The following is a 22985-nucleotide window of genomic DNA, read 5'->3' as shown; positions in this document are numbered from 1 at the left end:
GCGTCGGGCACATCCTGCGCCTCGGTCGCCTAATCGGCAAGAAGCCGAACTTCCACGAGGGCGAGGAATCGCCCGCCGACGTGCACGTCTGACGGTTCTTCACTCCGACGGCCGGCGCTCAACAGTCACCGAGATCGAGCCCGCGACTCTCGAATTGCTCCAACAGCGCCGTCATTGTTTCGGCGGGGTCGATGCCCTCCGCACGAAGGCACTCGCGGAGGGACTCCGCTGACGAACTGCTGTCCTCGCGGGCGACCTGAAAAGCCGTGTCCACGGCGTTGTAGTGCTCGTCGTAGCACTCATCATCGACACCGTTCGCTACGGCTTCATTCGAGATGCTGTAGTTGATGACCCCATTGGCGTCGGGCTCATGCTGCGCGACGGAGAACCCCGCCTCGTTCATGCACGACGCGTAGTCGCGAAAAGCCGATTCGTACTCGTCGATCGTTACTGATCCGTCCGACAGAATCTCTTGCACCGCAGGCGAGGCTGCCATCGCGGCACTCCCAGCCGAGCCATTGGCCGAAAGCTGCTGCGCTCCGCAGAAGACCAGCCCGAAACCGAGAACCCCCAGAGACACGAGTTTCGCTTTCGCGTGACCATTCAGCATTTCTCACCGTGACCCTTGCCACTTAGCGCGCCGTTGACATGGACCCCGCTCGTGCAGTCGCCAGTCACGAATTCGATCGGAATGGCGCCGACGACTCCCGAAGTTCTGCTGCTTCTCAAGTTCACTCTCCGTCGAATGCAACACTGCGGGCCACCCCCGAGTGAGGCGAAGGTAACACGAGGAGTCGTTCGAATGTCCGGGTCTCGACGTTGAGTTCCGGAGTATCGCAAGTACCGCGCCGCCACCCGATAGTCCTTCTCGATTGAAGGATGCTGAGTTGGTCTACGACCGCAGATGGTCCTCACTGCCCAGCCACTGGTCGAACGTGATCTCGCCCTGCAGAGCATCGGCCCCGCCGCGCAGCGACCCCGACGCCAGCCCCTTCCCGTACGCGCCGGGCAGCCGCACCCCGAGCACCAGCCGCCGCGCTCCGTCGAACGCCAGCTGCCGTCGGGCGAGATCCGACAGAACCTCATCCTGCGGCCCGACGAGATCGCGCGCACGCTCCGCCGGCGCGCCCGAGGCGACCCGCACCAGATGCTCCCCGACTTCGCGCGCCGCCACCGGGCGCATCAGCAGCTTCGGCATCAGCGCCACCGGCCCCGACATGCCCGCGAGCAGTTGACCGGCGAACTCGTGGAACTGCGCCGCGCGAGCGATCGTGAACGGCACAGTGCCGGCGACCACCGCGCGCTCCTGCGCGAGCTTGCCCGCGTAGTAGGAGGAGTCGATACCGTCGATCCCCACGATCGACAGCGCGACATGATGCCTGACGCCTGCGGCCGCCTCCGCAGCGAGCAGATTACGGGTCGCCGTCTCGAAGAACTCCGTCGCCTTCGCGGCCGAGAGGGTGGTCGTATTCGTGGCGTCGATGATGGCATCCACATCCTGCAGCGCGTCGGAGAGTCCGAGGCCCGTGATCACGTCAGCGCCGGCCGAACGCGCGAGCACGACGACATCGTGCCCCGCGGCCCGCGCCGCCTCGACGGTGTGCCGACCGACCACACCCGTTCCTCCTGCGACTGCGATCCTCATCAGAGTTCCTCTCCGTTCGAGGTCACCGGCCCGCACCGGGGTGCGTCCGCCGCATCCCTCTGCACGAGATGACGAGACAGCATTCGAGAGTGTGAGGCCTCACACTTCGCACCCCCGCATCGTCATATCCTGCGAAGGCACCCGCACGGGCGCAACACCCGGAGGAGACACTCATGGACGACGACCTCGACGACGTCTTCCGCGAGCGCCGCCGCCTGCTCGCCCTCGGCTATCGGATGACAGGAACGCTGGCGGATGCCGAGGATGTCGTGCAGGCGTCGTCTCTGCGCTGGTATCGCCTCACCGAGACCGAGCGCGAGGGGTTCGCGAATCCGGCGGGCTGGCTCACGACCGTCGCAGGACGCGTCGCCCTCGACCTCCTCGGCTCCGCCCGGCGAAGACGCGAGCAGTACGTCGGACCCTGGCTGCCCGAGCCCGTTCCCGCCGAACTCTTCGCCGGAGCGATCGGATCGCGCACGGCATCGACTCCCGAAGATCCCCTCGACCGCATCACTCTCGATGACGACGTCTCCACCGCACTGCTCGTGGTGCTCGAGGCGATGACCCCCGCCGAGCGCGTCGCCTTCGTGCTGCACGACGTCTTCGCCGTGCCCTTCGACGAGATCGCCGAGGCGGTCGGTCGATCCTCCGCCGCAGTGCGGCAGCTCGCGGCATCCGCTCGTCGTCACGTGCGCGAGAGTCGGGCGGTCGCGGTTCCCCGCGCCGAGCATGACAGGGTCGTCCGGGCGTTTCAGGACGCGACGCGCACGGGCGAAGTCGCCCCGCTGCTGAAGTTCCTGGCCCCCGACGTCGAATTGCGCAGCGACGGAGGGGGCGTGGTCAGCGCCGCCCGCAACGTCGTGAGCGGCGCCGACAACGTCGCGCGCTTCCTGCTCGGAATCGCCGCCAAGAACCCGCACTTCACCGCCGAGGAGAGGCAGTTCGGCGACGGTCTCGGCCTGGTGTTCCGCGACGGAGAGAAGGTGCACTCGGTCATGAACCTGCACGTCGATGACGGCGTCATCACTCAGCTGTGGATCGTCCTCAACCCCGCCAAGCTCACCCACTGGCAACCCGACAACTGATCCGACCTGGATGCCCGGGGGCGAGCGACCCCACCAACCCGCACCGTCTGCAGTACCGACGCACGGATGCAGGAGGATCTGCGGGATCCAGTCCTGCGGACGTGCCCCGGTCCTGCAAGCGACCCCCGAGGGAATCCACGGCGAGTCCCCGCACCCCGGCATCCTGCTACCGTCGTCCAGTGCGCACCCGAGCGCAGATGCAGGAGACCCGATGAGCGACCACCAGATCCGGGATGCCGAGACCGCCGACGTCGAGGCGATCACCGCCATCTACAACGATGCGGTGCTCACCACGACCGCCATCTGGAACGAAGAGGCAGTCACGGTCGAGGACCGCGCCGCCTGGCTCGCCGAGCGCACCGCCCGCAGCTATCCCGTGCTCGTCGCCGTCGATGACACCGGGGTACTGGGCTACGCGACGTTCGGCGACTGGCGCCCGCACAGCGGCTACCGCCACACGGTCGAGCACTCGGTGTACGTGCGCGAGGGCGAGCGCGGCCGCGGCATCGGCAAGGCCCTCATGGTCGAGCTCATCGACCGCGCGCGACGACTCGGCAAGCATGTGATGGTCGCGGCGATCGAGAGCAGCAACACCGGGTCGATCATCATGCACAAGCGCCTCGACTTCATGCAGGTCGGGCGCATGCCGCAGGTCGGCGCCAAGTTCGATCGCTGGCTCGACCTCACCTTCCTGCAGCTGGTTCTCGACGAGCGCCCCTTCCCCGACGAGGTCCGATGAACGCGCTCCTCTGGCTCGCAGACGCCTTCAACTCGCAGTGGGTGCTCCCGGGCGGTCAGGTGCTGCTGATCCGCGAGGTGGTCGGCAACGTGTTCGGCCTGGCGAGCGCCCTCGGCGGCATGCAGCGGAAGATCTGGGCATGGCCCGTCGGCATCGTGGGCAACCTGCTGCTGCTCACCGTGTTCCTCGGGTCGATCCTGAATCCCGATCACGAGCTGCCGCATCTGCTCGGCCAGGCGGGCCGCCAGGTCATGTTCATCATCGTCGCGATCTACGGCTGGGTGCGCTGGCGCCAAGCGGCCTCGAACGGCGGACGCGTGACCCCGCGATGGGCGCCCCACAGCGCGCGCATCGGCCTGGTGCTCGTGATGGTGATCGGCACGATCGCCCTCACTCCGCTCTTCCGCGCGCTCGGCTCGTGGGAGCCCGTCTGGGCGGATGCCTGGACCTTCGTCGGCTCGCTGCTCGCCACCTACGGCATGGCCAAGGGCTGGACGGAGTTCTGGCTCATCTGGATCGCCGTCGACGTCGTGGGCGTGCCGCTGCTGTTCAGCTCGGGCTTCTACGCCACCGGGCTGATGTACGTGTTCTACGGCGTCTTCACCGCGGTCGGCTTCGTCGTCTGGTGCCGCGCGCAGGCGAATGCGAAACCCCAGGTCGACACGCTCATGCCCGACCCTCGCCCGATCACCTCGACCATGAAGACCGTCGACGGCGACCGCGACTGATCGCCGGGCCTGAGCGCGCGAATGTGTCGGCGCATGTCGCCGAGCCTGGCCGGAGGCTCGATCGGCGGGTTTGCTTGACGGCATGACTCGCCAGATCCGCTTCAACGCCTTCGACATGAACTGCGTCGCCCACCAGTCGTCGGGCCTGTGGCGGCATCCGGACGACCGCTCACGTCAGTACAACACGATCTCGTACTGGACGGATCTCGCGAAGCTTCTCGAGAGCGCGACGTTCGACGGCATCTTCATCGCCGACGTGCTCGGCACCTATGACGTCTACGGCGGCACGAACGAGGCGGCGATCCGCAACGGCGCGCAGGTGCCGGTGAACGACCCGATCCTGCTGGTCAGCGCGATGGCCGCGGTCACCGAGCACCTCGGCTTCGGCATCACGGCCGGCACGGCCTTCGAGCACCCCTACCCGTTCGCGCGTCGCCTCAGCACCCTCGACCACCTGACCAACGGACGTGTCGGCTGGAACGTCGTGACCGGCTACCTGCCCAGCGCCGCGCGCAACATGGGTCAGGAGGATCAGCTCGCGCACGACGACCGCTACGACCACGCCGACGAGTACGTCGAGGTGCTCTACAAGCTCTGGGAGGGGTCGTGGGAAGACGACGCCGTCGTCGAAGACCGCGAGCGCGGCATCTTCACAGATCCGTCGAAGGTGCACCCGATCGGCCACGAGGGAAAGCACTTCAGCGTTCCCGGCATCCACATCTCCGAGCCCTCACCGCAGCGCACCCCCGTGATCTACCAGGCCGGCGCCAGCCCCCGCGGTGTGCGCTTCGCGTCAGAGAACGCCGAGGCGATCTTCGTCGCGGCGCCCTCGAAGGAGGTGCTCGCCGGCACCGTCACGCGCATCCGCGACGGGCTCGAACAGGCCGGGCGCGACCGGTACGACGCGAAGATCTACACGCTGCTGACCGTGATCACCGCGGCGACCAGTGAGGATGCCGCGGCGAAGCACGCCGAGTACCTCTCGTACGCCAGCCCCGAGGGCGCGCTGACCTTCATGTCGGGATGGATGGGTGTCGATCTCTCGCAGTACTCCGAGGACGAGCCCGTGGGCAATGTCGAGTCGAACGCGATCCAGTCGGTGCTGCAGCACCTCAAAGAGGAAGCAGACCTCGGACGCGAGTGGACCGTCGGCGACTTCGGCCGCCACAACGCGATCGGCGGCCTCGGCCCGACCATCGTCGGATCGGGAGTCGAGATCGCCGACGAGCTGCAGTCGTGGGTCGAGGAGACCGACATCGACGGGTTCAATCTCGCCTACGCCGTCACGCCCGGCACCTGGCAGGACGTGATCGATCACGTCATCCCGGTGCTGCGAGAGCGCGGCGTCTACCCGAACGAGTACACGCCGGGCACGTTGCGCAACAAGCTGCAGGGCAAGGGTGATCGCGTGCAGGACACGCACCGCGCGGCGCGCTACCGGGTGGGAGCCACGGCCCCCGTCGCCTGATCGGCCTCTCGCTGAGCCGGTCAGTCGGCCTTCGAGCTGAACAGCCCGCGCAGCACCAGGAAGACCACGACAGCGACGACGAGCACGATCGCGAGCTTGGCGATGAACCACAGGATCGAGAACAGCGCGCTGACGATCCACCAGGCGATCACCACGGCGAGGACGACGCCGACGACGGTCCAGAGCGAGTTCTTGTTCATGGTTCCAGCCTAGGCGTCACAGGCGACGTCACAGATCCGTGGGCTGCTCCGTCAGTACTGAGGGAGGCGCATCCGGCGCCCCCTCAGTGAAGGAGACGACGTGTCGCACGTGAACATCGGCAAGATCTACGCAGCCCCGTACCAGGCGATGCTGGAGTTCGCCGGAAAGGCCGCAGAGGCAGGGGCGGATGCCGGGCTCTCGCCACTGCTCGTCGAACTGGTCAAGGTGCGGGCGTCGCAGCTCAACGGCTGCGCTTTCTGCCTCAAGATGCACTGCGCAGACGCGGTCAAAGCCGGAGAGACGGCCGACCGGCTGGCGGTGCTCGCGGGCTGGTGGGAGTCTCAGTACTTCTCGGCCGAGGAGCAGGCGGCCCTGCAGATCGCCGAGAACGTGACGATGATCGGCGACCACGGACGCCTGGCCGACCGCGGAGTCGAGATCGAGGGCGTGCTGACCGAGAAGCAGATCGCCGCCGTGACCTGGCTGACCGTCGTGATCAACAGCTGGAACCGCATCGCGATCAGCAGTCACTACCCCGTGCACGCCTGACCCGTGGGCGGGCGGGGATGGGGGCGGATGCTGCGGCATCCGCCCTTCCGCATCGCTCTTCCGCATCCGAGCGTCGCCGTCAAGACCCTTCTCGGGCGACGCATCGACGGCGAGACTTCGAGTATGTCCGCGCCAGCACTCACTCCGTCCGCCCTCCTCGGCATCACCTCTCGCGGCCCGCTCAGCGACGCCGTCATCCGCCGGCTGACCGGCGGCGACGTCGACGACCTCGGGGTTCGAGCCGAGGCGGCGCTGGCGATGAGCGACGACGTGGTGCGCGACGAAGACATCCAGCTCGCGCTCTTCGTGCTCTACGCGTCGTCGTACGGCTCGCTTCCCGATCTCGACCCGACCCTCGAGTGGGATCCGGGCCTGGTCGCCACGCGGGGGATCCTCGAGCAGGCCTTCGAGCGCGCGCTGCGGGCGAGCGTCCCCGCGCCCGACCTCCCCGAGCCGACCGTCGATGCGGTGGGCCGCGCCCTGTTCGCTCTCGCCGAGTCGGACACCGGGCCCAGCCTGTCGCGCTACGTCGCGAAGAAGGCGACCGAGGGGCAGATGCGCGAGTTCTTCATGCAGCGCTCGATCTACACGCTGCGCGAAGCCGATCCGCATTCGTGGGCCATCCCCCGCCTGACCGGTCGCCCCAAGGCAGCTCTCGTCGAGATCCAGTCAGATGAGTATGGCGGCGGGCGTCCCGACCGGGTGCACGCGACGATCTTCGCGCGCGCGATGCGAGGCGCCGGGCTCGACGACACCTACGGCGGCTATGTCGACGATGTTCCGGCGATCACGCTCGCGTCGCTCAACACGATGTCGATGTTCGGACTCAATCGCCGCCTCGTCGGCGCCATCGTCGGACACCTCGCCGCGTTCGAGATGACCTCATCGATCCCCAACCGCCTGTATGGCGACGGCCTGCGCCGGCTCGGCTTCACCGAGGACGTCACCGACTACTTCGACGAGCACGTCGAGGCGGATGCCGTGCACGAGCAGATCGCGGCGCGAGACCTCGCGGGCGGGCTCGCCGAAGACCGGCCCGACCTGCTGCCCGACATCATGTTCGGCGCGGCCGCCTGCCTCACGGTCGACGGATGGGCAGCGGGTCACATGCTCGACTCGTGGACCCGAGACGAATCGTCACTGCGATCGAGGGCTGATCGATGAGCGCCTCAGAGGATGCCGTCACCATCACCGCCTACCCCGACGGGCCGCTGCTGGTGCGCGGCGCAGCGGTGCTGGAGTCATCCGACGGCGAGCCGATCGAGGTGAAGCGCCGCACCGTCGCGCTCTGCCGCTGCGGACTCTCGACCATCAAGCCGTTCTGCGACGGCACGCACAAGGCGGCAGGGTTCCGTACCGACGCCTGACGTCCGGTCCCGCCGTGCCTGTCGGCGGTCGTGATCAGTGCCCCTCGGCTGGCAGGCATCCGCCGTCCATGATGACGCCGCCGATCTCGACGGTGAGGACGTCGGCCGACACTTCACCGAAGATGCATCCGCCCTCAGGTGCGGCCACCCCGAATGCGACCGCGCGCTCGTCGCCGATCGTCTGGATATCGGTGAGGCCGGCGTCGGCGAACACTTCCTCCACAGCCGCGACCGACAGGCCGCCCGAGGTGCGGAGCCTCTCGAGACCGGCGCGCACCGACTGGGCCGGCTTCTCGGCGGCTTCGCGGCTCTCGTCGGCGAGGTCCACCCGGTCGCGGTAGCGCTCATTCTGCGCCATCGCGTTGTCCGGGTCGTAGGGCGCGCACTCCGGCGGCAGTTCGACGCCCTCGACCTGCGGGCATGCCGCCGTGGGGGTGGGCGTCGGTGATTCGGTCGGTGCTGCGCCCAACGGCCCGCTGGTCGCGGTCGCGCATCCCGCGAGCACTGTCGTCGTGGCGAGCAGTGTCAACGTCGCAAGGACGAGAGGCAGACGCGCGCCTCTCGACCCGTCCCCCCGGATTCCGGTCATGACCTCATGCAACCACAGGCGACGGACGGCGCCAATCGGGAGCGCGCCAAGTCGTGGCCCCGGGAGGAGATCTGCGCCCCGGGAGGAGCATCTGCGGCGATCGGTCCTTCCGAGGCGCAGTTCTCCTCCTGCGGCGCAGGCACGATGCGGCTACGAGGCGCGACGACCCCGCTTCAGCGCGGATTCAGCGTGCGCCCGCCACACTGGAGGAATGCGGATCCTGGTGGTTGACGACGAGGTGCGATTGGCCGACGCCGTACGCCGAGGACTCGAGGCGGAGGGCTTCGCGGTCGACGTGGCGCACAACGGCGTCGACGGCCTGTGGCGTGCCCGCGAGACCCGGTACGACGCGATCGTGCTCGACCTCATGATGCCCGGTATGAGCGGCTGGAAGGTCTGCGAGGCGCTGCGCGCCGAAGAGAACTGGACCCCTGTGCTCATGCTCACCGCGAAGGACGGTGAGTGGGATCAGGTCGAGGCGCTCGAGACCGGCGCCGACGACTACGTCACCAAGCCGTTCTCGTTCGCGATCCTCGTCGCGCGGATCCGCGCCCTGGTGCGCCGCGGCGCCGTCGCCCGCCCCGCCGTGCTCGAAGCGGGAGACCTCAAGCTCGACCCGTCGTCGCACCATGTCTGGCGCGGCGAGACCCAGGTCACGCTCACCGCCCGCGAGTTCGCCGTGCTCGAGCACCTGATGCGCCACCGCGGTCAGGTGCTCTCGAAGCGCGCTCTGATCGAGGGCGTGTGGGACGACGACTTCGACGGCGACCCGAACATCGTCGAGGTCTACGTCGGGCACCTTCGCCGCAAGCTCGACAAGCCCTTCGGCCGCGAGGCGATCGAGACGATCCGCGGTGCCGGCTACCGATTGGCGGCAGACGGTGGCTAGTCGCGGATGGCGGTCGGTGCGCGGCCGCACGACCCTCGGCGCGACTCTCGTCGTGGCCGTCGCCCTGCTCATCGGGGCGTTCTCGTTCTACGGCATCCTGAGCTCGAGCATCCACGCCAGCGCCGAGCGCACGGCCGAGCAGAGACTCGATGAACTCGCGGAGCGATTCGACGGCCCCGGAGGCGGGCCGGGCGGCGAGCGCGGCGTCGACTCCCTCGACGACGAGATCGTGCAGATCATCGGAGAAGACGGCGCGGTCAAGGCCGCCAGCGAAGACGCCCGCGACGATCTGGGTTCCACCGCGCTGCCCGTCGCCGACCACGCGAGCACCCTGACGATCGACGGAACCCCGATGCTGGTCGTCTCGGACGACCTCGACGACGACGAGACCCTCGTGCTCGCCGTCCCTATCGAAGACGACGCCGAGACGCTGTCGACCGTCGCCGTGCTGCTCGCGGTCGCGGTGCCGCTGCTGCTGCTGCTCGTCGCGGTGACGACCTGGCTCGTCGTCGGCCGCGCGCTGCGACCGGTGACCCGCATCCGTCAGGAGGTCGACGGCATCACCGCCGAGCACCTGCACAGACGAGTCGAGGTGCCGCCGTCGTCCGACGAGATCGCGGCACTGGCGACCACCATGAACCGGATGCTCGATCGCCTCGACTCGTCGGCCACGGCGCAACGACGTTTCGTCTCGGATGCCTCGCACGAGCTGCGATCGCCCCTCGCGACGATCCGTCAACACGCCGAGCTCGCGCAGGCGCATCCTGCCACGACCAGCATCGGCGAGCTCGCAGAGGTCGTGTCGGACGAGGGGCTGCGGCTGCAGGGCATCGTCGAGTCGCTGCTGCTGCTCGCCCGGCTCGACGAGGGCGGCAGCACGCATGACGAGGCCGTCGACCTCGACGACCTCGCCCTGGGTGAGGTGCGTCGGCTGCGCTCGCGCGGCATCGAGGTCGACGGCTCCGGCATCCGTGCGGCGCGCGTCGATGGCGACCCCCGCCTGCTCGGCCAGCTGCTGCGCAACCTCGCCGACAACGCGGCCAGGCACAGCGCTGAGAGGGTCGCGATCAGTGTGATCCCGCAGGATTCGTGGGTGTTCGTGACCGTCGAGGACGACGGCTCCGGCGTGCCCGCCGACGAGCGCGATCGCATCTTCGAGCGCTTCGTGCGGCTCGACGAGGCTCGCAGTCGCGATGCCGGCGGCAGCGGTCTCGGCCTCGCGATCGTGCAGGGCATCGCGGCGGCCGGCGGCGGAACCGTGTCGGTCGACCGCTCCCGATGGGGCGGCGCACGGTTCGTGGTGACTCTGCCCCTCTCGCCCTGAACCGAGGGCGACCCCGCGAGAGCAGTGCGTCGCCGCATGCGAGCATGGTGGATATGCAGACCCCCATGATCGACTACCTTGACGTGCTGCTCGAGTCGTGCGGAGAGGATGCGGGTGAAGTCGCCTCGTACATCCCCGAGCTCGCGCACGCCGACCCCGACCGCCTCGCGATCGCCGTCGCCACTCTCGACGGCAAGGTCTATGTCGCCGGCGACGCCGACGTGGAGTTCACGATCCAGTCGATCTCGAAGCCGTTCACCTATGCGCTCGCGATCGCCGATCAGGGTCTCGAGACCGTACTCGAGCACATCGACGTCGAACCGTCCGGTGACGCGTTCAACGAGATCTCGCTCGAGCGCGAGACCGGTCGCCCCCGCAACCCGATGATCAACGCGGGGGCGCTCGCCTCGCATGCTCTCGTACGCGGCGAGAAGGCCGATGACCGCGTCGAGCGCATCCTCGACCTCTACAGCCGCCTCGCCGGACGCGAGCTCTCGATCGCCGAGGACGTGTTCGAGTCCGAGTTGTCGGCCGCCGACCGCAATATGGCCCTCGCCTACATGCTGCGCACGGTCGGCACCCTCGACGCCGACCCTGCCGATGTCGTGCGTGGCTATACGCGACAGTGCTCGGTGTCGGTCACGGTGCGCGACCTCGCCCGCATGGGGTCGGTGCTCGCCGCGGGCGGACGCACGCCCGACGGCGACCAGGTGATCGATCCGGCCATCAACCGGCAGGTGCTCAGCGTCATGACGACCTGCGGCATGTACGACTCGGCGGGCGACTGGCTGACCTCCGTCGGCATCCCCGCCAAGAGCGGCGTCGCCGGCGGTCTCATGGGCGTGCTGCCCGGTCAGGTCGGCATCGCCGTGTTCTCGCCGCGCCTCGACCCCCACGGCAACAGCACCCGCGGCGTGCGCATGTTCGAGCGCATGAACCACGACCTCGGCCTGCACCTCATGACGTCGACCGACACCGCGCGCTCGGTGTCGCGGCGGGTCGAGCACGACGGCGCGACCGTGCACGAGATCGCGGGCGACCTGCACTTCATGGAGGCGGAGCGTGTGCTGCGCGGCTTCGCCGAGGAGCCTGCCGGCGACGACCCTGTGATCGTCGACCTCGATCGTGTGCAACGAGCCAACGACATCGCCAAGCGGATGCTGCTCGAGGGCGTGCGTCGCCTGCACCTCGACGGCCACGACGTGCGGATCGTCGACCCGTGGGGTGTGCTCGGCAGTGCCGAGACCGGGTCGGGCGAGCTCGTGCACGGCGAGCAGGCCCACGGCGGCTATGTACCGGCATCCTTCTCCGACGTGGCGAGCGCTGTGCGCGGCTGACCCGGCGGTCACTCTCCCTCTTCCGGCCCGATCCCGGCCCGATCCCGATCCCGATCCCCGATCCTGAAGGGCTCTTCAGGACGCTTCAGGGTGGCTTCAGCACTGCCGCGAGAGCATCGAGACATGAACGACAAGAACCCGACCCCCGACCAGACACCCGAGAACCTCCCCGCGAACTCGACTCCGCCGGCGCCCCCCGCACCTCCGGCACCCGACGCGCAGACCGTACCCGTCGCTCCCGCGACCGCCGACGCGGCACCTGCTGCGGCACCTGCTCCTGCTGCCGCCCCGAAGCGCGGCCGCAAGCGCGCCCTGCTGATCGGCGGCGGGATCGCTGCAGCAGTCATCCTCGCCGGTGGCGGAGTGGCGCTCGGCGCAGCGATCGGCGACGACATCGGTGATGACGACGACCGCCCCTCGGTCTCGGACGGACCCCGGCCGGACGACGGCGGCAACGGCGGACAGCCCGGTGACGACCGTGACGACGACGACTCCGCTCAGGGTGCACCCGACGGTGGCGGCCCGGTGACCGGGATCGGCACGGACTCCGCTGACGAGCTCGTCGCGATCGCGGACGCCGCACGCGGCGCAGCCGAGGGCGACGTCACCTCGATCGACGCGAAGCGCGACGGCACCTGGGAGGTTCAGCTGGTCGCCGCGAACGGCAGCGAGACCGAAGTGCGGGTGGATGCCGACAACACCGCCACCGTGATCTCCACCGAGCAGGATGACGACGCCGCCCCCACTCACACCCTCGACGAGGCCGCCATCCGTGCGCTCGTCGATGCGGCCCTGGCCGAGGCCGACGGCATGATCACCGATCTCGACGCCGACAACGACGAGGTCAGCCCCTACGACGCATCGGTGCTCACGAGCGACCGCCGCTCGATCGACATCGACTTCAGCGCCGACTACGCCGTCGTCGGCACCGACATCGACGACTGATCGCCCTCGTCGTTCTTCGAGCCGCCGGCCCCACGGGTCGGCGGCTCGAGTCGTCTCAGGCGGGTGCCGGGGCCTCGCCCGGGATGTCGCGACTAGCATCGGAGTCATGACGAATTCCGGTCCGATCGACGATGTCTCCATCGGCGGCGAGATGATCCGCCTCGGCCAGTTCCTGAAGTACTCGGGGCTGCTCGATTCGGGCGGCAACGCCAAGGAGGTCGTGATCGACGGGTTCGTGAAGGTCAACGACGAGGTCGATCGGCGCCGTGGACGTCAGCTGCACGACGGCGATCTGGTCACCTTCGAGGGCCGCACCGTTCGCGTCCGCCCCTGATCGCGGACCCCGCTTCCATCACCGCCGCGTTCCGTAGCGGAGGAACATCACCCCGCTGCGGAAGCGCTTGTCTTCGAGAAGCTCGAGGTCGACCCGCACTCCGTCGGGGAAGAACGGCTTGCCGCCGCCGACGATCCCCGGCCCGATGAACAGGCCGAACTCGTCGACCAGGTCGGCGCGGATCGCCTCGGCGGCCAGCGTCGGACCGTCGACAGTGAAGTCGCTGTCGGATTCCGCCTTCCACTGCTCGACGACGTCGGGATCGAAGTTCCGCTCGAGCCGTGTGCGCTCGCTCGTCACCTCGGCGAGCGTCTTCGAGAAGACGATCTTCTCTGCCGCCTGCCACACCCGCGCATAGTCGATGCCCACCTGCGGCTGATCGGGCTCGAGGTGGGCCGTCTCCCAATAGACCATCGTCTCGTACATGCGTCGCCCGTAGAGGTAGGTGCCGACGTTGTGGAACTGCCTGTTGATGAAGTCGTGCAGCTCTTCGTCGAGCGCCCAGTCGAAGCCGCCGTCGGGTCCGCTGACGTAGCCGTCGAGCGAGGTGATCATGGAGTAGATGAGTCGACCCATGCGGCGAGGCTACTCCGGGCGCGCGGGGCTGGTCGACCCCTCTCGGTCGGCTGGCTTCGCGCTGACCAGCCCTTAGCGACCTCAGACCTGAGACGCAAGGTGCTGGCCGGTATCCGACCTCGCGGCGCACCATTGGGCAATCCCCCCATACCAGCGACCGAGAGGAACCCCCATGTCTCGCGACCAGTACACCTTCACCGATCCGGCCGAGCTCTACTCCGACATCGAGCCCAAGAGGCAGCACCTGCCCGAACCGGGCCTCGACGCCGATCTCGCCCCGAAGGCCGACCTCGGCGAAGAGAGCTACCGCGGCACCGGACGCCTCACCGGGCGCAAGGCCCTCATCACGGGCGGTGACTCCGGAATCGGCGCGGCCACGGCGATCGCGTTCGCGCGTGAAGGCGCCGACGTCGCTCTCTCATACCTGCCGGAAGAGGAAGAGGATGCGGCACGCATCGCCGGCATCCTGCGCGAAGCGGGTGCGACCGTGGCGCAGATCCCGGGCGACCTGAGGGATGCCGAGTACTGCCGCACCCTGGTCGCAGAGGCGGTCGGCGCTCTCGGCGGCCTCGACATCCTCGTCAACAACGGCGGCAAGCAGGTCTACAAGGAGTCGCTCACCGACATCACCGACGAGCAGTTCGACGACACCTTCAAGACCAACGTCTACGCGATGTTCTGGATCACGAAGGCGGCCCTGCCGCACCTCCCCGCAGGCTCGACGATCATCAACACGACGTCGATCCAGGCGTACTCGCCGTCGGACATCCTCGTCGACTACGCCTCGACGAAGGCGACCATCAACGCCTTCACCAAGGGCCTCGCCCAGCAGCTCGCGCCGAAGGGCATCCGAGTGAACGCCGTGGCACCCGGACCGATCTGGACCCCGCTGCAGCCCAGCGACGGACAGCCGCAGGAGAAGCTCCCGGAGTTCGGCGAAGACACCCCGCTCGGCCGCATGGGACAGCCCGCGGAACTCGCCCCGGCGTACGTCTTCCTCGCCTCGGCCGAGTCGAGCTATGTCGCCGGTGAGACGCTCAACGTCAACGGCGGCATGCCCACCCCGTGACCCGCTGACTGAGAACGCCCCCTCCCGAGACGATCGGGCGGGGGCGTTCCCTTGTGCGGCGGCCCTGGGCGACGTCAGCATCCCCTGGGCGATGTCGCCGGGTCAAGGCAGTATGACGGTATGCCAGACGGATACGACCTCGACTTCCTCCCGACGCGAGTTCCGCTGCCCCGACCGGCGCCGAAGGCGACCGAGCTGACGTACCCGCGTTTCACGGTGCTGCTCGATCCCGAACGCCGCCTCGCCGCGGTGACAGGGGTCAACATCGACGGGAAGCTGCTGCGCGAACTCCCCCGCACCGGCGAGTGGCGACTCGACCCTCGGATCGACGCCCGAGAGCAGACCGGACCCGAGGTCTACTCCCGCAACGACCTCGACCGGGGGCACCTCGTGCGCCGGCGCGACCCCGGCTGGGGCGATGTCGAGGATGCCCGAGCGGCGACCGAGGCCACGTTCTTCTACCCGAACGCGGCCCCGCAGGCGGCAGGATTCAATCAATCTCGGGAACTGTGGCTGGGCCTCGAAGATCATGTGCTCGAGTACGCGGAGGCGACGGCGCAGCGCATCTCGGTGTTCACGGCCCCTGTTCTCGGCGCCGGCGACCCGCCGTATCGCGGCATCCGCGTTCCGCTGCGCTTCTGGAAGATCGCGGCCTGGCAGGCTCCCGACGGCCTCTCGGCCGCGGGATTCATGCTCGATCAGTCTGAGCTGGTCGAGACATCCGACGGACTGTTCGCGGTGCCACCCCTCGGGGCGTTCCGCACGTTCCAGGTTCCGATCAGTGAGATCGCGGCGGCGACCGGCCTCGAGCTCGGGCCACTCGCCCCAGCCGACGTGCTCCCTCGCCGCGGCGTGCGCACGACCGACTGGATCCCGCTGGAATCGCGCGCCGACATCGTGCTCTAGTTCTCGTCGCGTCGGTTCCAGTGCCGCAGCTTGTCGGGGTTGCAGACCACCCAGACGGTCGACAGCAGTCCCGCTCGACTCTCGGCTGAGACCGCCGCCACCACCCGGTCGCCTCTCACGAGCACGAAGCCGGGGACGCTGTTGATCGACGCCATCGTCACCGACGTCTCTGCCGTCATCAGTGCCACCAGTCGGGCGGATGCTGCGGCACGCCCCTCGGCCGGCGTCGACGACTCGGGCAGGAGCCCGCCACTGTCGATCACGAGTTCGACGTCCGCTCGCAGGACCGCTCCGATGCCGGCCTGCTCACCGGTCACGAGGGCGGCTGCGAGCTCGTCCATCGTGGTCCGTCCGGTCGCACCACGATGCCTCCGGCGCAACCACGCCGGGTACTGCCTCCGGGTCATGCGCCGACCGCGGTGACGTGTCGGAGCTTCTGCGGGCTCATCACCCAGAGCAGCTGCTCGATGCCCTCGTCCGAGGTCGTGACCGTGACCATCGTGGTGACCTCTCCGTTCTCGGTGAGGGTCGCGGCCGGCTGCCCGTTCACCTCGACCCAGTCGATCGCCTTGCCGATCCAGAAGTGGTGCGCGAACGCGGCCACGAACTTCGCCACACGCCCTCGCCCGATGATGGGAATCCTCGCCGCGAGCTTCACGCCGTTGCCGTCGGTGTAACTGACGACGTCATCGGCGAACAGCTTCTCGAGTTCCTGCGCGTCGCCGTTCTGAGCCGCCGTGAGGAAGGCCTCGAGCAGTCGATGCTGATGCGACGGCTCGACCGCGGTCTGCTTCGCCGAGGTGGGATGGGCGCGTGCGCGACTGACGAGCTGCCGAGCGCTCACGACGCTCGACGAGATCACCTCGGCGATGCGCGGATAGGGGTAGTCGAACGCCTCCCGCAGAATGTACGCCGCGCGCTCGGTCGGAGTCAGCTTCTCGAGCGTGAGCAGGATGGCGAACTGCAGCGCCTCGGCGCGCTCGGCACCGAGCGCCGGATCGTCGTCGGTGTTCACCGGTTCGGGCAACCAGGGTCCGATGTAGGTCTCCCGTCGGGAATGCGCGGACTGGAGCACGTTGATCGAGAGTCGGGTCGTGACGGTGGTGAGAAAGGCCGCCGGCTCGTGCACCTGAGTCCGATCGGTGTTCTGCCAGCGGATCCACGCGTCCTGCACAATGTCCTCGGCGTCGGCCACCGTGCCCAGCATCCGGTACGCGATCCCGAAGAGGCGGCGGCGTTGCGCGGCGAAGACCTCCACCGCCGCATCGAGATCGCCGTTGCGGTCACCGTGTTCATCGCTCGTCGCGGTCACGTCTCCACTCTCCACCGTGTCAATGAGCTCCGGCAAGCCTGCGGCGCCCCTGTCAGCCCCTCTCCCTCTCTGACCGGGCAGCCGGGTGATCTGTGACGGCGACCGACGAAGTCGCTCCGAATGCGCCGACCCTGTCACACTCACCCGCTTCGGCCGGTCAGACAGGTACACGCGGGTTGTCGACGGCATCCCCTCGATCGAAGGAGCGACATGAGAATCACGGTCATCGGCGGCACCGGGCTGATCGGCGCCCGGGTCGTGCGCATTCTGAGCGACGCCGGCCACGAGGCCGTCGTCGCGGCACGGTCGACAGGGGTGAACTCCTTCACCGGGGAGGGGCTCGACGGCGCACTCGCGGGCGCTGCGGCCGTGGTCGACGTATCGAACTCCTCGTACACCGACGAGGCTGCGGCCCAGGAGTTCTTCTACACCTCGACCATGAACCTGCTCGGCTATGGCGAAGCCGCGGGCGTCAGACACCACGTCGCTCTGTCAGTGGTCGGCACCGATCGCCTCGCGCGCGCCCAGGGCGGATACTTCATCGCGAAGCAGCAGCAGGAACGCCTGATCTCGACATCCGGTCGCCCCTTCTCACTCGTTCACGCGACGCAGTTCTTCGAATTCATCCGCAACATCACAGATCACGCGATGCGCGAAGGCGCAGCCCACGTGGCCGATGTGCTCGTGCAGCCGATGGCGGCGGATGACGTCGCGAACGCCGTCGTCCGCGCCACGCTCGCCGCGCCTCGATTCGGGGTGATCGAGCACGGGGGCCCCGAGGTCTTCAGCCTTCGGGAGCTCGCAGCCATCGATCTGCGAGCGCGACAGGACGACCGCGAGGTCGTCGCGGATCCGCTCGGCACGTACTTCGGCGCGCCCCTCGGGCCGCGTGACCTTCTGCCCGAGGCGACAGCGATCATCGCGCCGACCCGATATCACGAGTGGCGGGTGCAGACGCCTGTCGCCGGCTGATCGGCGACGTCACATCCCCGACCCCTGCGCGGTCGTATCTGCCAGACGCCACCACCGGCGTCGCTCACACGAAAGGTTCTGACATGGCAAAGATCGTCGTCATCGGAGGCACAGGCCTCATCGGCTCGAAGGTCGTCGCGAGACTGACCGAGCACGGCCACGAAGCCGTCGCCGCATCGCCGAACACCGGCGTCAATTCACTCACCGGCGAGGGACTCGCCGAGGCGCTCGTCGGCGCGGACGCGGTGGTCGACGTGTCGAACTCCCCCTCTTTCGCCCCGGATGATGTGCTCGACTTCTTCACCACCTCGACTCGCAACCTTCTCGCGGCCGAGGCCGAGGCCGGGGTCGCCCATCATGTCGCCCTCACGATCGTCGGCACGAACCGCCCCCAGAACATCCCGTACTTCGCGGCGAAGGTCGCCCAGGAGAAGTTGATCCGGGACTCCGGCATCGGGTACTCGCTCGTGCACGCCACGCAGTTCTTCGAGTTCGTCGGCAGCATCGCCGACATCTCGACCGAGGGCGACGTGGTGACGCTCCCCGGCGCGCTCATCCAGCCGATCGCCGCAGAGGATGTCGCTTCCGCCGTCGCCCGTGCCGCGGCTGGCAAGCCCGTCGGAGATGTCGAGATCGCAGGCCCCGAGGCTTTCGGGATGGACGAGTTCGCGCGCCGCGCGCTCGCCTTCCGTGGCGATGCTCGCACGGTTGTCCGCGATGACACGGCGCCGTACTACGGCGCGCAGATCGAGGAACGTACCCTCATCCCCCTCGACGGCGCGCAGATCTTCGACACCACGCTCGAGGAGTGGCTGCCGCTGAACCCGCCGCGCCAGTAGCGCTGCGCACGCAGACCGCGGGTGAGATGCGCGGGGCGCACTGCAGTGGGGCGCCCCGCACGACCACCCAGACGGCGGTATGCCGGTCAGCAGATGGTCTTGCGCGAGGCGCGGGCTGGTGTCACGCTTACGTCACAGCTCTGTCGCGCTGTAACGCGACAGCTGGGGTGCCGTCCATACGGCGGCATCGGATGGGGCGCCCTTTCTGCCGCCTCCCCCGTGGTGGGGGCGTCCCGTCCTCCCCTGGTCGGAGCGGACGGAACCCGCGCTCAGTTGAAGTCGCCGCCCGGTGCCATGTCCTTGAAGCGCGAGTAGTGACCCTGGAAGGCCACGGTGATCGTCGCGGTCGGACCGTTACGGTGCTTGGCCACGATCAGGTCGGCCTCGCCCGGACGCACGTCTTTGTCGTAGACCGAGTCGCGGTGCAGCAGGATCACCATGTCGGCGTCCTGCTCGATCGAGCCGGACTCTCGCAGGTCGCTGATCGCGGGCTTCTTGTCGGTGCGCTGCTCGGGACCACGGTTCAGTTGCGACAGGGCGATGACGGGAACCTGCAGCTCCTTGGCGATGAGCTTGAGGCTTCGCGAGAACTCCGAGACCTCCTGCTGACGCGACTCGACGCGCTTGCCCGAGGTCATGAGCTGCAGGTAGTCGATGATGACCATGCGCAGCCCCACGCGCTGCTTGAGGCGACGGCACTTGGCGCGGATCTCGACGAGCGTCATGTTCGGGCTGTCGTCGATGTAGAGCGGCGCATCGTTGATGCGACCACGGGTCGACGCGACAGTCGTCCAGTCGCGGGGGTCGAGGGTTCCCTTTCGCATGTGCTGCAGCGGGATCGCACCCTCGGCACTGAGCAGACGCATGGCGATCTCGCTCTTGCCCATCTCGAGCGAGAAGAAGATCGACGGGAAGTCGTGGCCGATGGATGCCGCGCGGGCGAAGTCGAGCGCGAGCGTCGACTTACCCATGGCGGGTCGCGCGGCGACGACGATCATCTGGCCACCGTGCAGACCGTTGGTGAGCTCGTCGAGCTCTTTGAAGCCGGTCGGGATGCCGGTCATCGAGCCGTCGCGACCGTTGGCGGCCTCGATCTCTTCGATCGCGGCGTCGACCGCGGTCGTCAGGGGGACGTAGTCTTCGGCGGTCTCGGTGCCGGTGACCGAGTAGGTCTCGGCCTGGGCGTTGTTGACGATGTCCGTCGCGTCGCCCTGGCCGTCGTAGCCGAGCTGCACGATGCGGGTTCCTGCGTCGACCAGTCGGCGCAGGATCGCACGCTCGGACACGATGCCCGCGTAGTAGCCGGCGTTGGCTGCGGTCGGGACGATCGAGGTGAGTGTGTGCAGGTAGTCGGCGCCACCGGCACGGCTCAGCTCACCCGTCTTGATCAGCTCGTCGGTGACGGCGACGACGTCGGTCGGCTCACCGTGGGAGTAGAGCGAGAGGATCGCCTCGAAGATCAGCTCGTGCTTGGGGATGTAGAAGTCGGCGCCCTTGAGCGTCTCGATCACATCGGCGACGGCATCCTTCGACAGGAGCATTCCACCCAGCGCGCTCTGCTCTGCGAGCGTGTCGTGCGGAGGGGTCCGCTCGGGGGGACGCTTGCCTCCGAGGCGCTCCTCTGAGATGTCGGCGATCGACACGCTGCTCCCTTCGCTGGCGACGTTTCCCCGGTGTGTGCGGAGCCGACGGTGGTCGGCGTCACGCTGTGATTCAGTTCGGGAGGACCGTCTGCGCAGCAAATCAGGTACTTCCGACATCGGGTCGCTCGACCACGCTACGAGCGGGGGTTTTCGGTCGCAACACAGCCTGTGGATAACTCTGTGGAAACCGTGCGAACAAGTCCGGAGTGTCTGTGCAGAACGGGTGTGGATAACTCGGTGGAGTACCTCGCCGAGCAACTTTCTTTTTGCCTTCGACCTGGACTTTACTGTTTCCCCACCCTGTGGATGAGAATGTGCTTCAACCGCGCATTGAAGGTTCATCGAATCCGGTGCGGGATGTGTAGAACCTGGGGAAAGTCAAGCCGAGATTTCACCGGGCGCGTCACACGTCGCAACCCCGGGAAATGTGCGCGAGATGTCATCGTTTTCGAGCAGATCGGTCTAGACAACCCGATATACCGGGAGTATCGTCACCGGCAATCGACGCGAAGTGCGTCGGAACGAACGATGGCTCTCGGGGGAGGGAAGTCGACGTGAACGCTCAGGCAACCCGGCGCGGTCTACCGACCGTCGCCCTCTGGGGTGGCTTGGGCGCGCTCGCGTGGGCAGCGATCACCGTTCTGACCGGAGGATCCGCAGCGCACGCCGATGAGGAATCCGACCCGTCGCTTCTGGGTGGCGTCACATCACTCGTCAGCGACACGGTCTCGTCGGTCGGCGACACGGTGACCGCCGTGACGAAGCCGGTCGTGACCCAGGTCGTGAAGCCCGTCGTCACTGAAGTGGTCGCACCCGTGGTCACCCAGGTCGTCGCCCCGGTGCAGCAGATTGCGCCGCCGGTCGTCGAGCACGTGTCCGAGACGGTCACGGCGGTGCCGGTCGCCGGTCCTGCGACCGCCCCGGTGGTCGAGGCCGTCGCCGATACGGCCCAGGCCGTCGTGGCCCCGGTCACGGACCTGCTGAAGGATGCTCCGGTCTCGCAGATCGTGAAGCCCGTGCAGGATGCCGTCGCCGCGCTGCCCGTCGTCGGCCGTCTGGTCGATGAGCTCGGAGTCACCGGCCTGATCGACGACGTCGTCGGAGTCGCCGATGCGACGACCGATGTCGTCGGTGGCGTGGTGGATTCCACCGTTCCCCCGGTGATCTCGGCTCTCGACCCGACCGCACCGGATGCCCCCTCTTCGGAGCCGGCAGGGCCTGCGGTGCCGACCGTGAACGACATCGCGGCCGTGGCCGTCGGAGCCGTCTCGACCGAGCGCACTTTCGAGCCTCTCGATCAGACGACGCAGGGCCACCTCTCGGCATCCGATCGCGTGGCGACCGGGCCCGCGCAAGCCCCGGCCACCGGTGCGCCCGCATCCGACGACGATCCTGCGCCATCGGCGCCCCCGTTCGGTGCGCCTGCAGCGCCGTCTTCCTCCGCGGGGTCCAGCGGAGCATCCTCTCTCAGCCACGCTCGCCTCAGCGACGTGGGCATTCCCGCGTTCCGCGCTGTGGAACGCACCCCCGGTGCACCCGACGACGTCCTGCCGACGTCGCTGGTCGCCGACACCGACGTCTCTCCTGACTGACGGGTTGTCCGGTCGTTCCTCGTGAACGACAGATGCCGTGCTGCGCGCGCACAAGCTCTTCGCGTGCACCCATCCAGACACACCCACACTCAGTCAGGAGAAGGTCATCATGCGTACATTCATCAAGCGGGCCCTGTGGGGCACGCTACTCGCCGGCGGGATCACCCTGCTCGGCGCGACAGCCGCCAATGCGGCAGACACATCGGGAGAAGACGGTCTGCTCTCGGGCACCCAGGCGGATGCTCCGATCTCGATCCCCGTCACGATCGTCGACAACGCGGTCTCACTGCTCGGAGACTCCTCCGCGCAGCCGGCTCCGGCACCTGCTCCCGCTCCTGCCCCCGCCCCGGCACCCGCCCCGGCCCCTGCGCCGGCACCAGCCCCAGCTCCGGCACCTGCGCCGGCACCAGCCCCAGCACCGGCGCCGACCACGAGTGGCGAGTCCGGCACCGCGTCGGGCACCCAGGCCGTCGTCGACGTCACCCTGCCCGTCACGGTGAGCGGCAACGCCATCACCCTTCTCGGCGATTCGTCGAGCGAGACGGCGGCGGCGCCGGCCGAGGCTCCCCAGGCCCCGGCTCCCACCGCACCCGCCCCGGCGGTCACGACGACGGGCATCGACGGTCTGCTCTCGGGCACCCAGGCTCTGGTCGACGTCGACGTGCCGATCACCGTGTCGGGCAACTCGCTGTCGCTCCTCGGCGACAGCGACGCACTCGGCCAGGATGCCGCAGCACCGGCTTCCTCGAGTGATGCAGCGACCGGCTCCGTCGACCCGACCACGTCGGGCGATGACGGGGTCGCGAGCGGCACGCAGGTCGTCGCACCGGTCACCGCACCCGTGGTCGTCTCGGGCAACGCCATCTCCGTCCTCGG

Annotated in this window: 25 protein-coding genes and 1 pseudogene; 18 read left to right on the top strand and 8 right to left on the bottom strand. The window is 68.4% G+C overall.

What is annotated here, in order from left to right:
• Positions 1-118 precede the first annotated feature (118 nt).
• Positions 119-610 (bottom strand): hypothetical protein, encoded by a 492-nt coding sequence (locus tag J7E68_RS06355; RefSeq protein ID WP_215170907.1) that lies wholly within the window; start codon positions 608-610, stop codon positions 119-121.
• Positions 611-892: 282 nt separating this feature from the next.
• A complete protein-coding gene (locus J7E68_RS06350; protein WP_215170905.1) occupies positions 893-1645 on the bottom strand; it encodes an SDR family oxidoreductase in 753 nt (250 codons plus the stop codon).
• A 173-nt stretch (positions 1646-1818) separates the two neighbouring features.
• Here J7E68_RS06350 and sigJ point away from each other — a divergent pair, with 173 nt between their 5' ends.
• The 4 genes from sigJ to J7E68_RS06330 all read left to right on the top strand — a co-directional run bounded on the left by sigJ (position 1819) and on the right by J7E68_RS06330 (position 5665).
• The gene (gene sigJ / locus J7E68_RS06345; RefSeq protein ID WP_215170903.1) at positions 1819-2730 is read left to right on the top strand and encodes an RNA polymerase sigma factor SigJ; all 912 of its coding nucleotides are present in this window, start codon (positions 1819-1821) and stop codon (positions 2728-2730) included.
• A gap of 211 nt (positions 2731-2941) precedes the next feature.
• Positions 2942-3469 (top strand): GNAT family N-acetyltransferase, encoded by a 528-nt coding sequence (locus J7E68_RS06340; RefSeq protein WP_215170901.1) that lies wholly within the window; start codon positions 2942-2944, stop codon positions 3467-3469.
• Entirely contained in the window at positions 3466-4197 is a 732-nt protein-coding gene (gene pnuC, locus J7E68_RS06335) for a nicotinamide riboside transporter PnuC (protein ID WP_215170899.1), read from the top strand. Before J7E68_RS06340 ends, pnuC begins: the two co-directional genes overlap by 4 nt.
• Before the next feature lie 82 nt (positions 4198-4279).
• Positions 4280-5665: an LLM class flavin-dependent oxidoreductase gene (locus J7E68_RS06330; protein ID WP_215170897.1), complete on the top strand. Its 1386-nt coding sequence runs from the start codon at positions 4280-4282 to the stop codon at positions 5663-5665.
• Positions 5666-5685: 20 nt separating this feature from the next.
• Here the strand turns inward: J7E68_RS06330 and J7E68_RS06325 are convergent, their stop codons facing one another.
• Positions 5686-5865 (bottom strand): hypothetical protein, encoded by a 180-nt coding sequence (locus tag J7E68_RS06325; RefSeq protein WP_215170895.1) that lies wholly within the window; start codon positions 5863-5865, stop codon positions 5686-5688.
• Between the two features lie 100 nt (positions 5866-5965).
• On the opposite strand from J7E68_RS06325, the gene J7E68_RS06320 reads away from it, so the two are divergent.
• From J7E68_RS06320 to J7E68_RS06310, 3 genes are all read left to right on the top strand, one after another.
• On the top strand, positions 5966-6415 hold the full coding sequence (locus tag J7E68_RS06320; protein WP_311416513.1) for a carboxymuconolactone decarboxylase family protein: 450 nt from the start codon (positions 5966-5968) through the stop codon (positions 6413-6415).
• A gap of 123 nt (positions 6416-6538) precedes the next feature.
• Positions 6539-7579, top strand: coding sequence for an iron-containing redox enzyme family protein (locus J7E68_RS06315; protein ID WP_215170893.1), 1041 nt, complete (start codon positions 6539-6541; stop codon positions 7577-7579).
• The gene (locus tag J7E68_RS06310; RefSeq protein ID WP_215170891.1) at positions 7576-7782 is read left to right on the top strand and encodes a CDGSH iron-sulfur domain-containing protein; all 207 of its coding nucleotides are present in this window, start codon (positions 7576-7578) and stop codon (positions 7780-7782) included. Before J7E68_RS06315 ends, J7E68_RS06310 begins: the two co-directional genes overlap by 4 nt.
• Positions 7783-7816: 34 nt before the next feature.
• On the opposite strand, the gene J7E68_RS06305 is transcribed toward J7E68_RS06310, so the two are convergent.
• Entirely contained in the window at positions 7817-8371 is a 555-nt protein-coding gene (locus J7E68_RS06305; protein WP_215170889.1) for a hypothetical protein, read from the bottom strand.
• 211 nt (positions 8372-8582) lie between these two features.
• Here J7E68_RS06305 and J7E68_RS06300 point away from each other — a divergent pair, with 211 nt between their 5' ends.
• The 5 genes from J7E68_RS06300 to J7E68_RS06280 all read left to right on the top strand — a co-directional run bounded on the left by J7E68_RS06300 (position 8583) and on the right by J7E68_RS06280 (position 13200).
• Positions 8583-9260, top strand: a complete 678-nt coding sequence (locus tag J7E68_RS06300; protein ID WP_215170887.1) for a response regulator transcription factor — start codon at positions 8583-8585, stop codon at positions 9258-9260.
• Positions 9253-10584, top strand: coding sequence for a HAMP domain-containing sensor histidine kinase (locus tag J7E68_RS06295; protein WP_311416509.1), 1332 nt, complete (start codon positions 9253-9255; stop codon positions 10582-10584). Before J7E68_RS06300 ends, J7E68_RS06295 begins: the two co-directional genes overlap by 8 nt.
• A gap of 65 nt (positions 10585-10649) precedes the next feature.
• A complete protein-coding gene (locus J7E68_RS06290; RefSeq protein WP_251048701.1) occupies positions 10650-11921 on the top strand; it encodes a glutaminase in 1272 nt (423 codons plus the stop codon).
• Positions 11922-12044: 123 nt separating this feature from the next.
• Positions 12045-12866: a PepSY domain-containing protein gene (locus J7E68_RS06285; RefSeq protein ID WP_215170885.1), complete on the top strand. Its 822-nt coding sequence runs from the start codon at positions 12045-12047 to the stop codon at positions 12864-12866.
• 106 nt (positions 12867-12972) lie between these two features.
• Complete coding sequence (locus J7E68_RS06280) at positions 12973-13200, top strand: RNA-binding S4 domain-containing protein (RefSeq protein WP_215170883.1); 228 nt, start codon at positions 12973-12975, stop codon at positions 13198-13200.
• A gap of 18 nt (positions 13201-13218) precedes the next feature.
• Here the strand turns inward: J7E68_RS06280 and J7E68_RS06275 are convergent, their stop codons facing one another.
• Positions 13219-13776, bottom strand: coding sequence for a dihydrofolate reductase family protein (locus J7E68_RS06275; RefSeq protein ID WP_215170881.1), 558 nt, complete (start codon positions 13774-13776; stop codon positions 13219-13221).
• A 172-nt stretch (positions 13777-13948) separates the two neighbouring features.
• On the opposite strand from J7E68_RS06275, the gene J7E68_RS06270 reads away from it, so the two are divergent.
• Positions 13949-14845: an SDR family oxidoreductase gene (locus J7E68_RS06270; RefSeq protein ID WP_215170879.1), complete on the top strand. Its 897-nt coding sequence runs from the start codon at positions 13949-13951 to the stop codon at positions 14843-14845.
• A gap of 120 nt (positions 14846-14965) precedes the next feature.
• Positions 14966-15751 carry a DNA/RNA non-specific endonuclease gene (locus J7E68_RS06265; protein WP_215170877.1) on the top strand — a complete coding sequence of 262 codons (786 nt, stop codon included), beginning with the start codon at positions 14966-14968 and terminating at the stop codon, positions 15749-15751.
• On the opposite strand, the gene J7E68_RS06260 is transcribed toward J7E68_RS06265, so the two are convergent.
• Together J7E68_RS06260 and J7E68_RS06255 are read right to left on the bottom strand one after the other, a co-directional pair.
• A complete protein-coding gene (locus J7E68_RS06260) occupies positions 15748-16092 on the bottom strand; it encodes a hypothetical protein (RefSeq protein WP_215170875.1) in 345 nt (114 codons plus the stop codon). The two genes, J7E68_RS06265 and J7E68_RS06260, sit on opposite strands and share 4 nt — an antisense overlap.
• A gap of 62 nt (positions 16093-16154) precedes the next feature.
• Complete coding sequence (locus J7E68_RS06255; RefSeq protein ID WP_311416502.1) at positions 16155-17063, bottom strand: RNA polymerase sigma-70 factor; 909 nt, start codon at positions 17061-17063, stop codon at positions 16155-16157.
• 210 nt (positions 17064-17273) lie between these two features.
• Between J7E68_RS06255 and J7E68_RS06250 the strand changes: the two genes are divergently transcribed.
• Positions 17274-18035 (top strand): SDR family oxidoreductase, encoded by a 762-nt coding sequence (locus J7E68_RS06250; protein ID WP_215170865.1) that lies wholly within the window; start codon positions 17274-17276, stop codon positions 18033-18035.
• 83 nt (positions 18036-18118) lie between these two features.
• Complete coding sequence (locus tag J7E68_RS06245) at positions 18119-18874, top strand: SDR family oxidoreductase (RefSeq protein ID WP_215170863.1); 756 nt, start codon at positions 18119-18121, stop codon at positions 18872-18874.
• A 269-nt stretch (positions 18875-19143) separates the two neighbouring features.
• Here the strand turns inward: J7E68_RS06245 and dnaB are convergent, their stop codons facing one another.
• A complete protein-coding gene (gene dnaB, locus J7E68_RS06240) occupies positions 19144-20517 on the bottom strand; it encodes a replicative DNA helicase (RefSeq protein ID WP_215170861.1) in 1374 nt (457 codons plus the stop codon).
• Between the two features lie 554 nt (positions 20518-21071).
• On the opposite strand from dnaB, the gene J7E68_RS06235 reads away from it, so the two are divergent.
• Both J7E68_RS06235 and J7E68_RS06230 read left to right on the top strand, forming a co-directional pair.
• Positions 21072-22109, top strand: a complete 1038-nt coding sequence (locus J7E68_RS06235) for a hypothetical protein (RefSeq protein ID WP_215170859.1) — start codon at positions 21072-21074, stop codon at positions 22107-22109.
• Positions 22110-22218: 109 nt separating this feature from the next.
• A pseudogene (locus J7E68_RS06230) lies at positions 22219-22985 on the top strand (chaplin family protein); the annotation flags it as partial.

Source organism: Microbacterium sp. ISL-103, from assembly GCF_018613995.1.
Lineage (GTDB): Bacteria > Actinomycetota > Actinomycetes > Actinomycetales > Microbacteriaceae > Microbacterium.
The sequence above is the reverse complement of the archived record's forward strand: the minus strand, read 5'-3'. Positions and strand labels throughout refer to the sequence as shown.

What these genes read in the sequence shown, in the direction of transcription:
- pnuC (WP_215170899.1), top strand. Translation starts at nt 3,466, where the DNA reads ATGAACGCGCTCCTCTGGCTCGCAGACGCCTTCAACTCGCAGTGGGTG.
- J7E68_RS06315 (WP_215170893.1), top strand. Translation starts at nt 6,539, where the DNA reads ATGTCCGCGCCAGCACTCACTCCGTCCGCCCTCCTCGGCATCACCTCT.
- J7E68_RS06350 (WP_215170905.1), bottom strand. Translation starts at nt 1,645, where the DNA reads ATGAGGATCGCAGTCGCAGGAGGAACGGGTGTGGTCGGTCGGCACACC.
- J7E68_RS06310 (WP_215170891.1), top strand. Translation starts at nt 7,576, where the DNA reads ATGAGCGCCTCAGAGGATGCCGTCACCATCACCGCCTACCCCGACGGG.
- J7E68_RS06330 (WP_215170897.1), top strand. Translation starts at nt 4,280, where the DNA reads ATGACTCGCCAGATCCGCTTCAACGCCTTCGACATGAACTGCGTCGCC.
- J7E68_RS06280 (WP_215170883.1), top strand. Translation starts at nt 12,973, where the DNA reads ATGACGAATTCCGGTCCGATCGACGATGTCTCCATCGGCGGCGAGATG.
- J7E68_RS06265 (WP_215170877.1), top strand. Translation starts at nt 14,966, where the DNA reads ATGCCAGACGGATACGACCTCGACTTCCTCCCGACGCGAGTTCCGCTG.
- J7E68_RS06355 (WP_215170907.1), bottom strand. Translation starts at nt 610, where the DNA reads ATGCTGAATGGTCACGCGAAAGCGAAACTCGTGTCTCTGGGGGTTCTC.
- J7E68_RS06270 (WP_215170879.1), top strand. Translation starts at nt 13,949, where the DNA reads ATGTCTCGCGACCAGTACACCTTCACCGATCCGGCCGAGCTCTACTCC.
- J7E68_RS06245 (WP_215170863.1), top strand. Translation starts at nt 18,119, where the DNA reads ATGGCAAAGATCGTCGTCATCGGAGGCACAGGCCTCATCGGCTCGAAG.
- J7E68_RS06285 (WP_215170885.1), top strand. Translation starts at nt 12,045, where the DNA reads ATGAACGACAAGAACCCGACCCCCGACCAGACACCCGAGAACCTCCCC.
- J7E68_RS06275 (WP_215170881.1), bottom strand. Translation starts at nt 13,776, where the DNA reads ATGGGTCGACTCATCTACTCCATGATCACCTCGCTCGACGGCTACGTC.
- J7E68_RS06325 (WP_215170895.1), bottom strand. Translation starts at nt 5,865, where the DNA reads ATGAACAAGAACTCGCTCTGGACCGTCGTCGGCGTCGTCCTCGCCGTG.
- J7E68_RS06290 (WP_251048701.1), top strand. Translation starts at nt 10,650, where the DNA reads ATGATCGACTACCTTGACGTGCTGCTCGAGTCGTGCGGAGAGGATGCG.
- J7E68_RS06300 (WP_215170887.1), top strand. Translation starts at nt 8,583, where the DNA reads ATGCGGATCCTGGTGGTTGACGACGAGGTGCGATTGGCCGACGCCGTA.
- J7E68_RS06305 (WP_215170889.1), bottom strand. Translation starts at nt 8,371, where the DNA reads ATGACCGGAATCCGGGGGGACGGGTCGAGAGGCGCGCGTCTGCCTCTC.
- J7E68_RS06340 (WP_215170901.1), top strand. Translation starts at nt 2,942, where the DNA reads ATGAGCGACCACCAGATCCGGGATGCCGAGACCGCCGACGTCGAGGCG.
- J7E68_RS06260 (WP_215170875.1), bottom strand. Translation starts at nt 16,092, where the DNA reads ATGGACGAGCTCGCAGCCGCCCTCGTGACCGGTGAGCAGGCCGGCATC.
- J7E68_RS06250 (WP_215170865.1), top strand. Translation starts at nt 17,274, where the DNA reads ATGAGAATCACGGTCATCGGCGGCACCGGGCTGATCGGCGCCCGGGTC.
- sigJ (WP_215170903.1), top strand. Translation starts at nt 1,819, where the DNA reads ATGGACGACGACCTCGACGACGTCTTCCGCGAGCGCCGCCGCCTGCTC.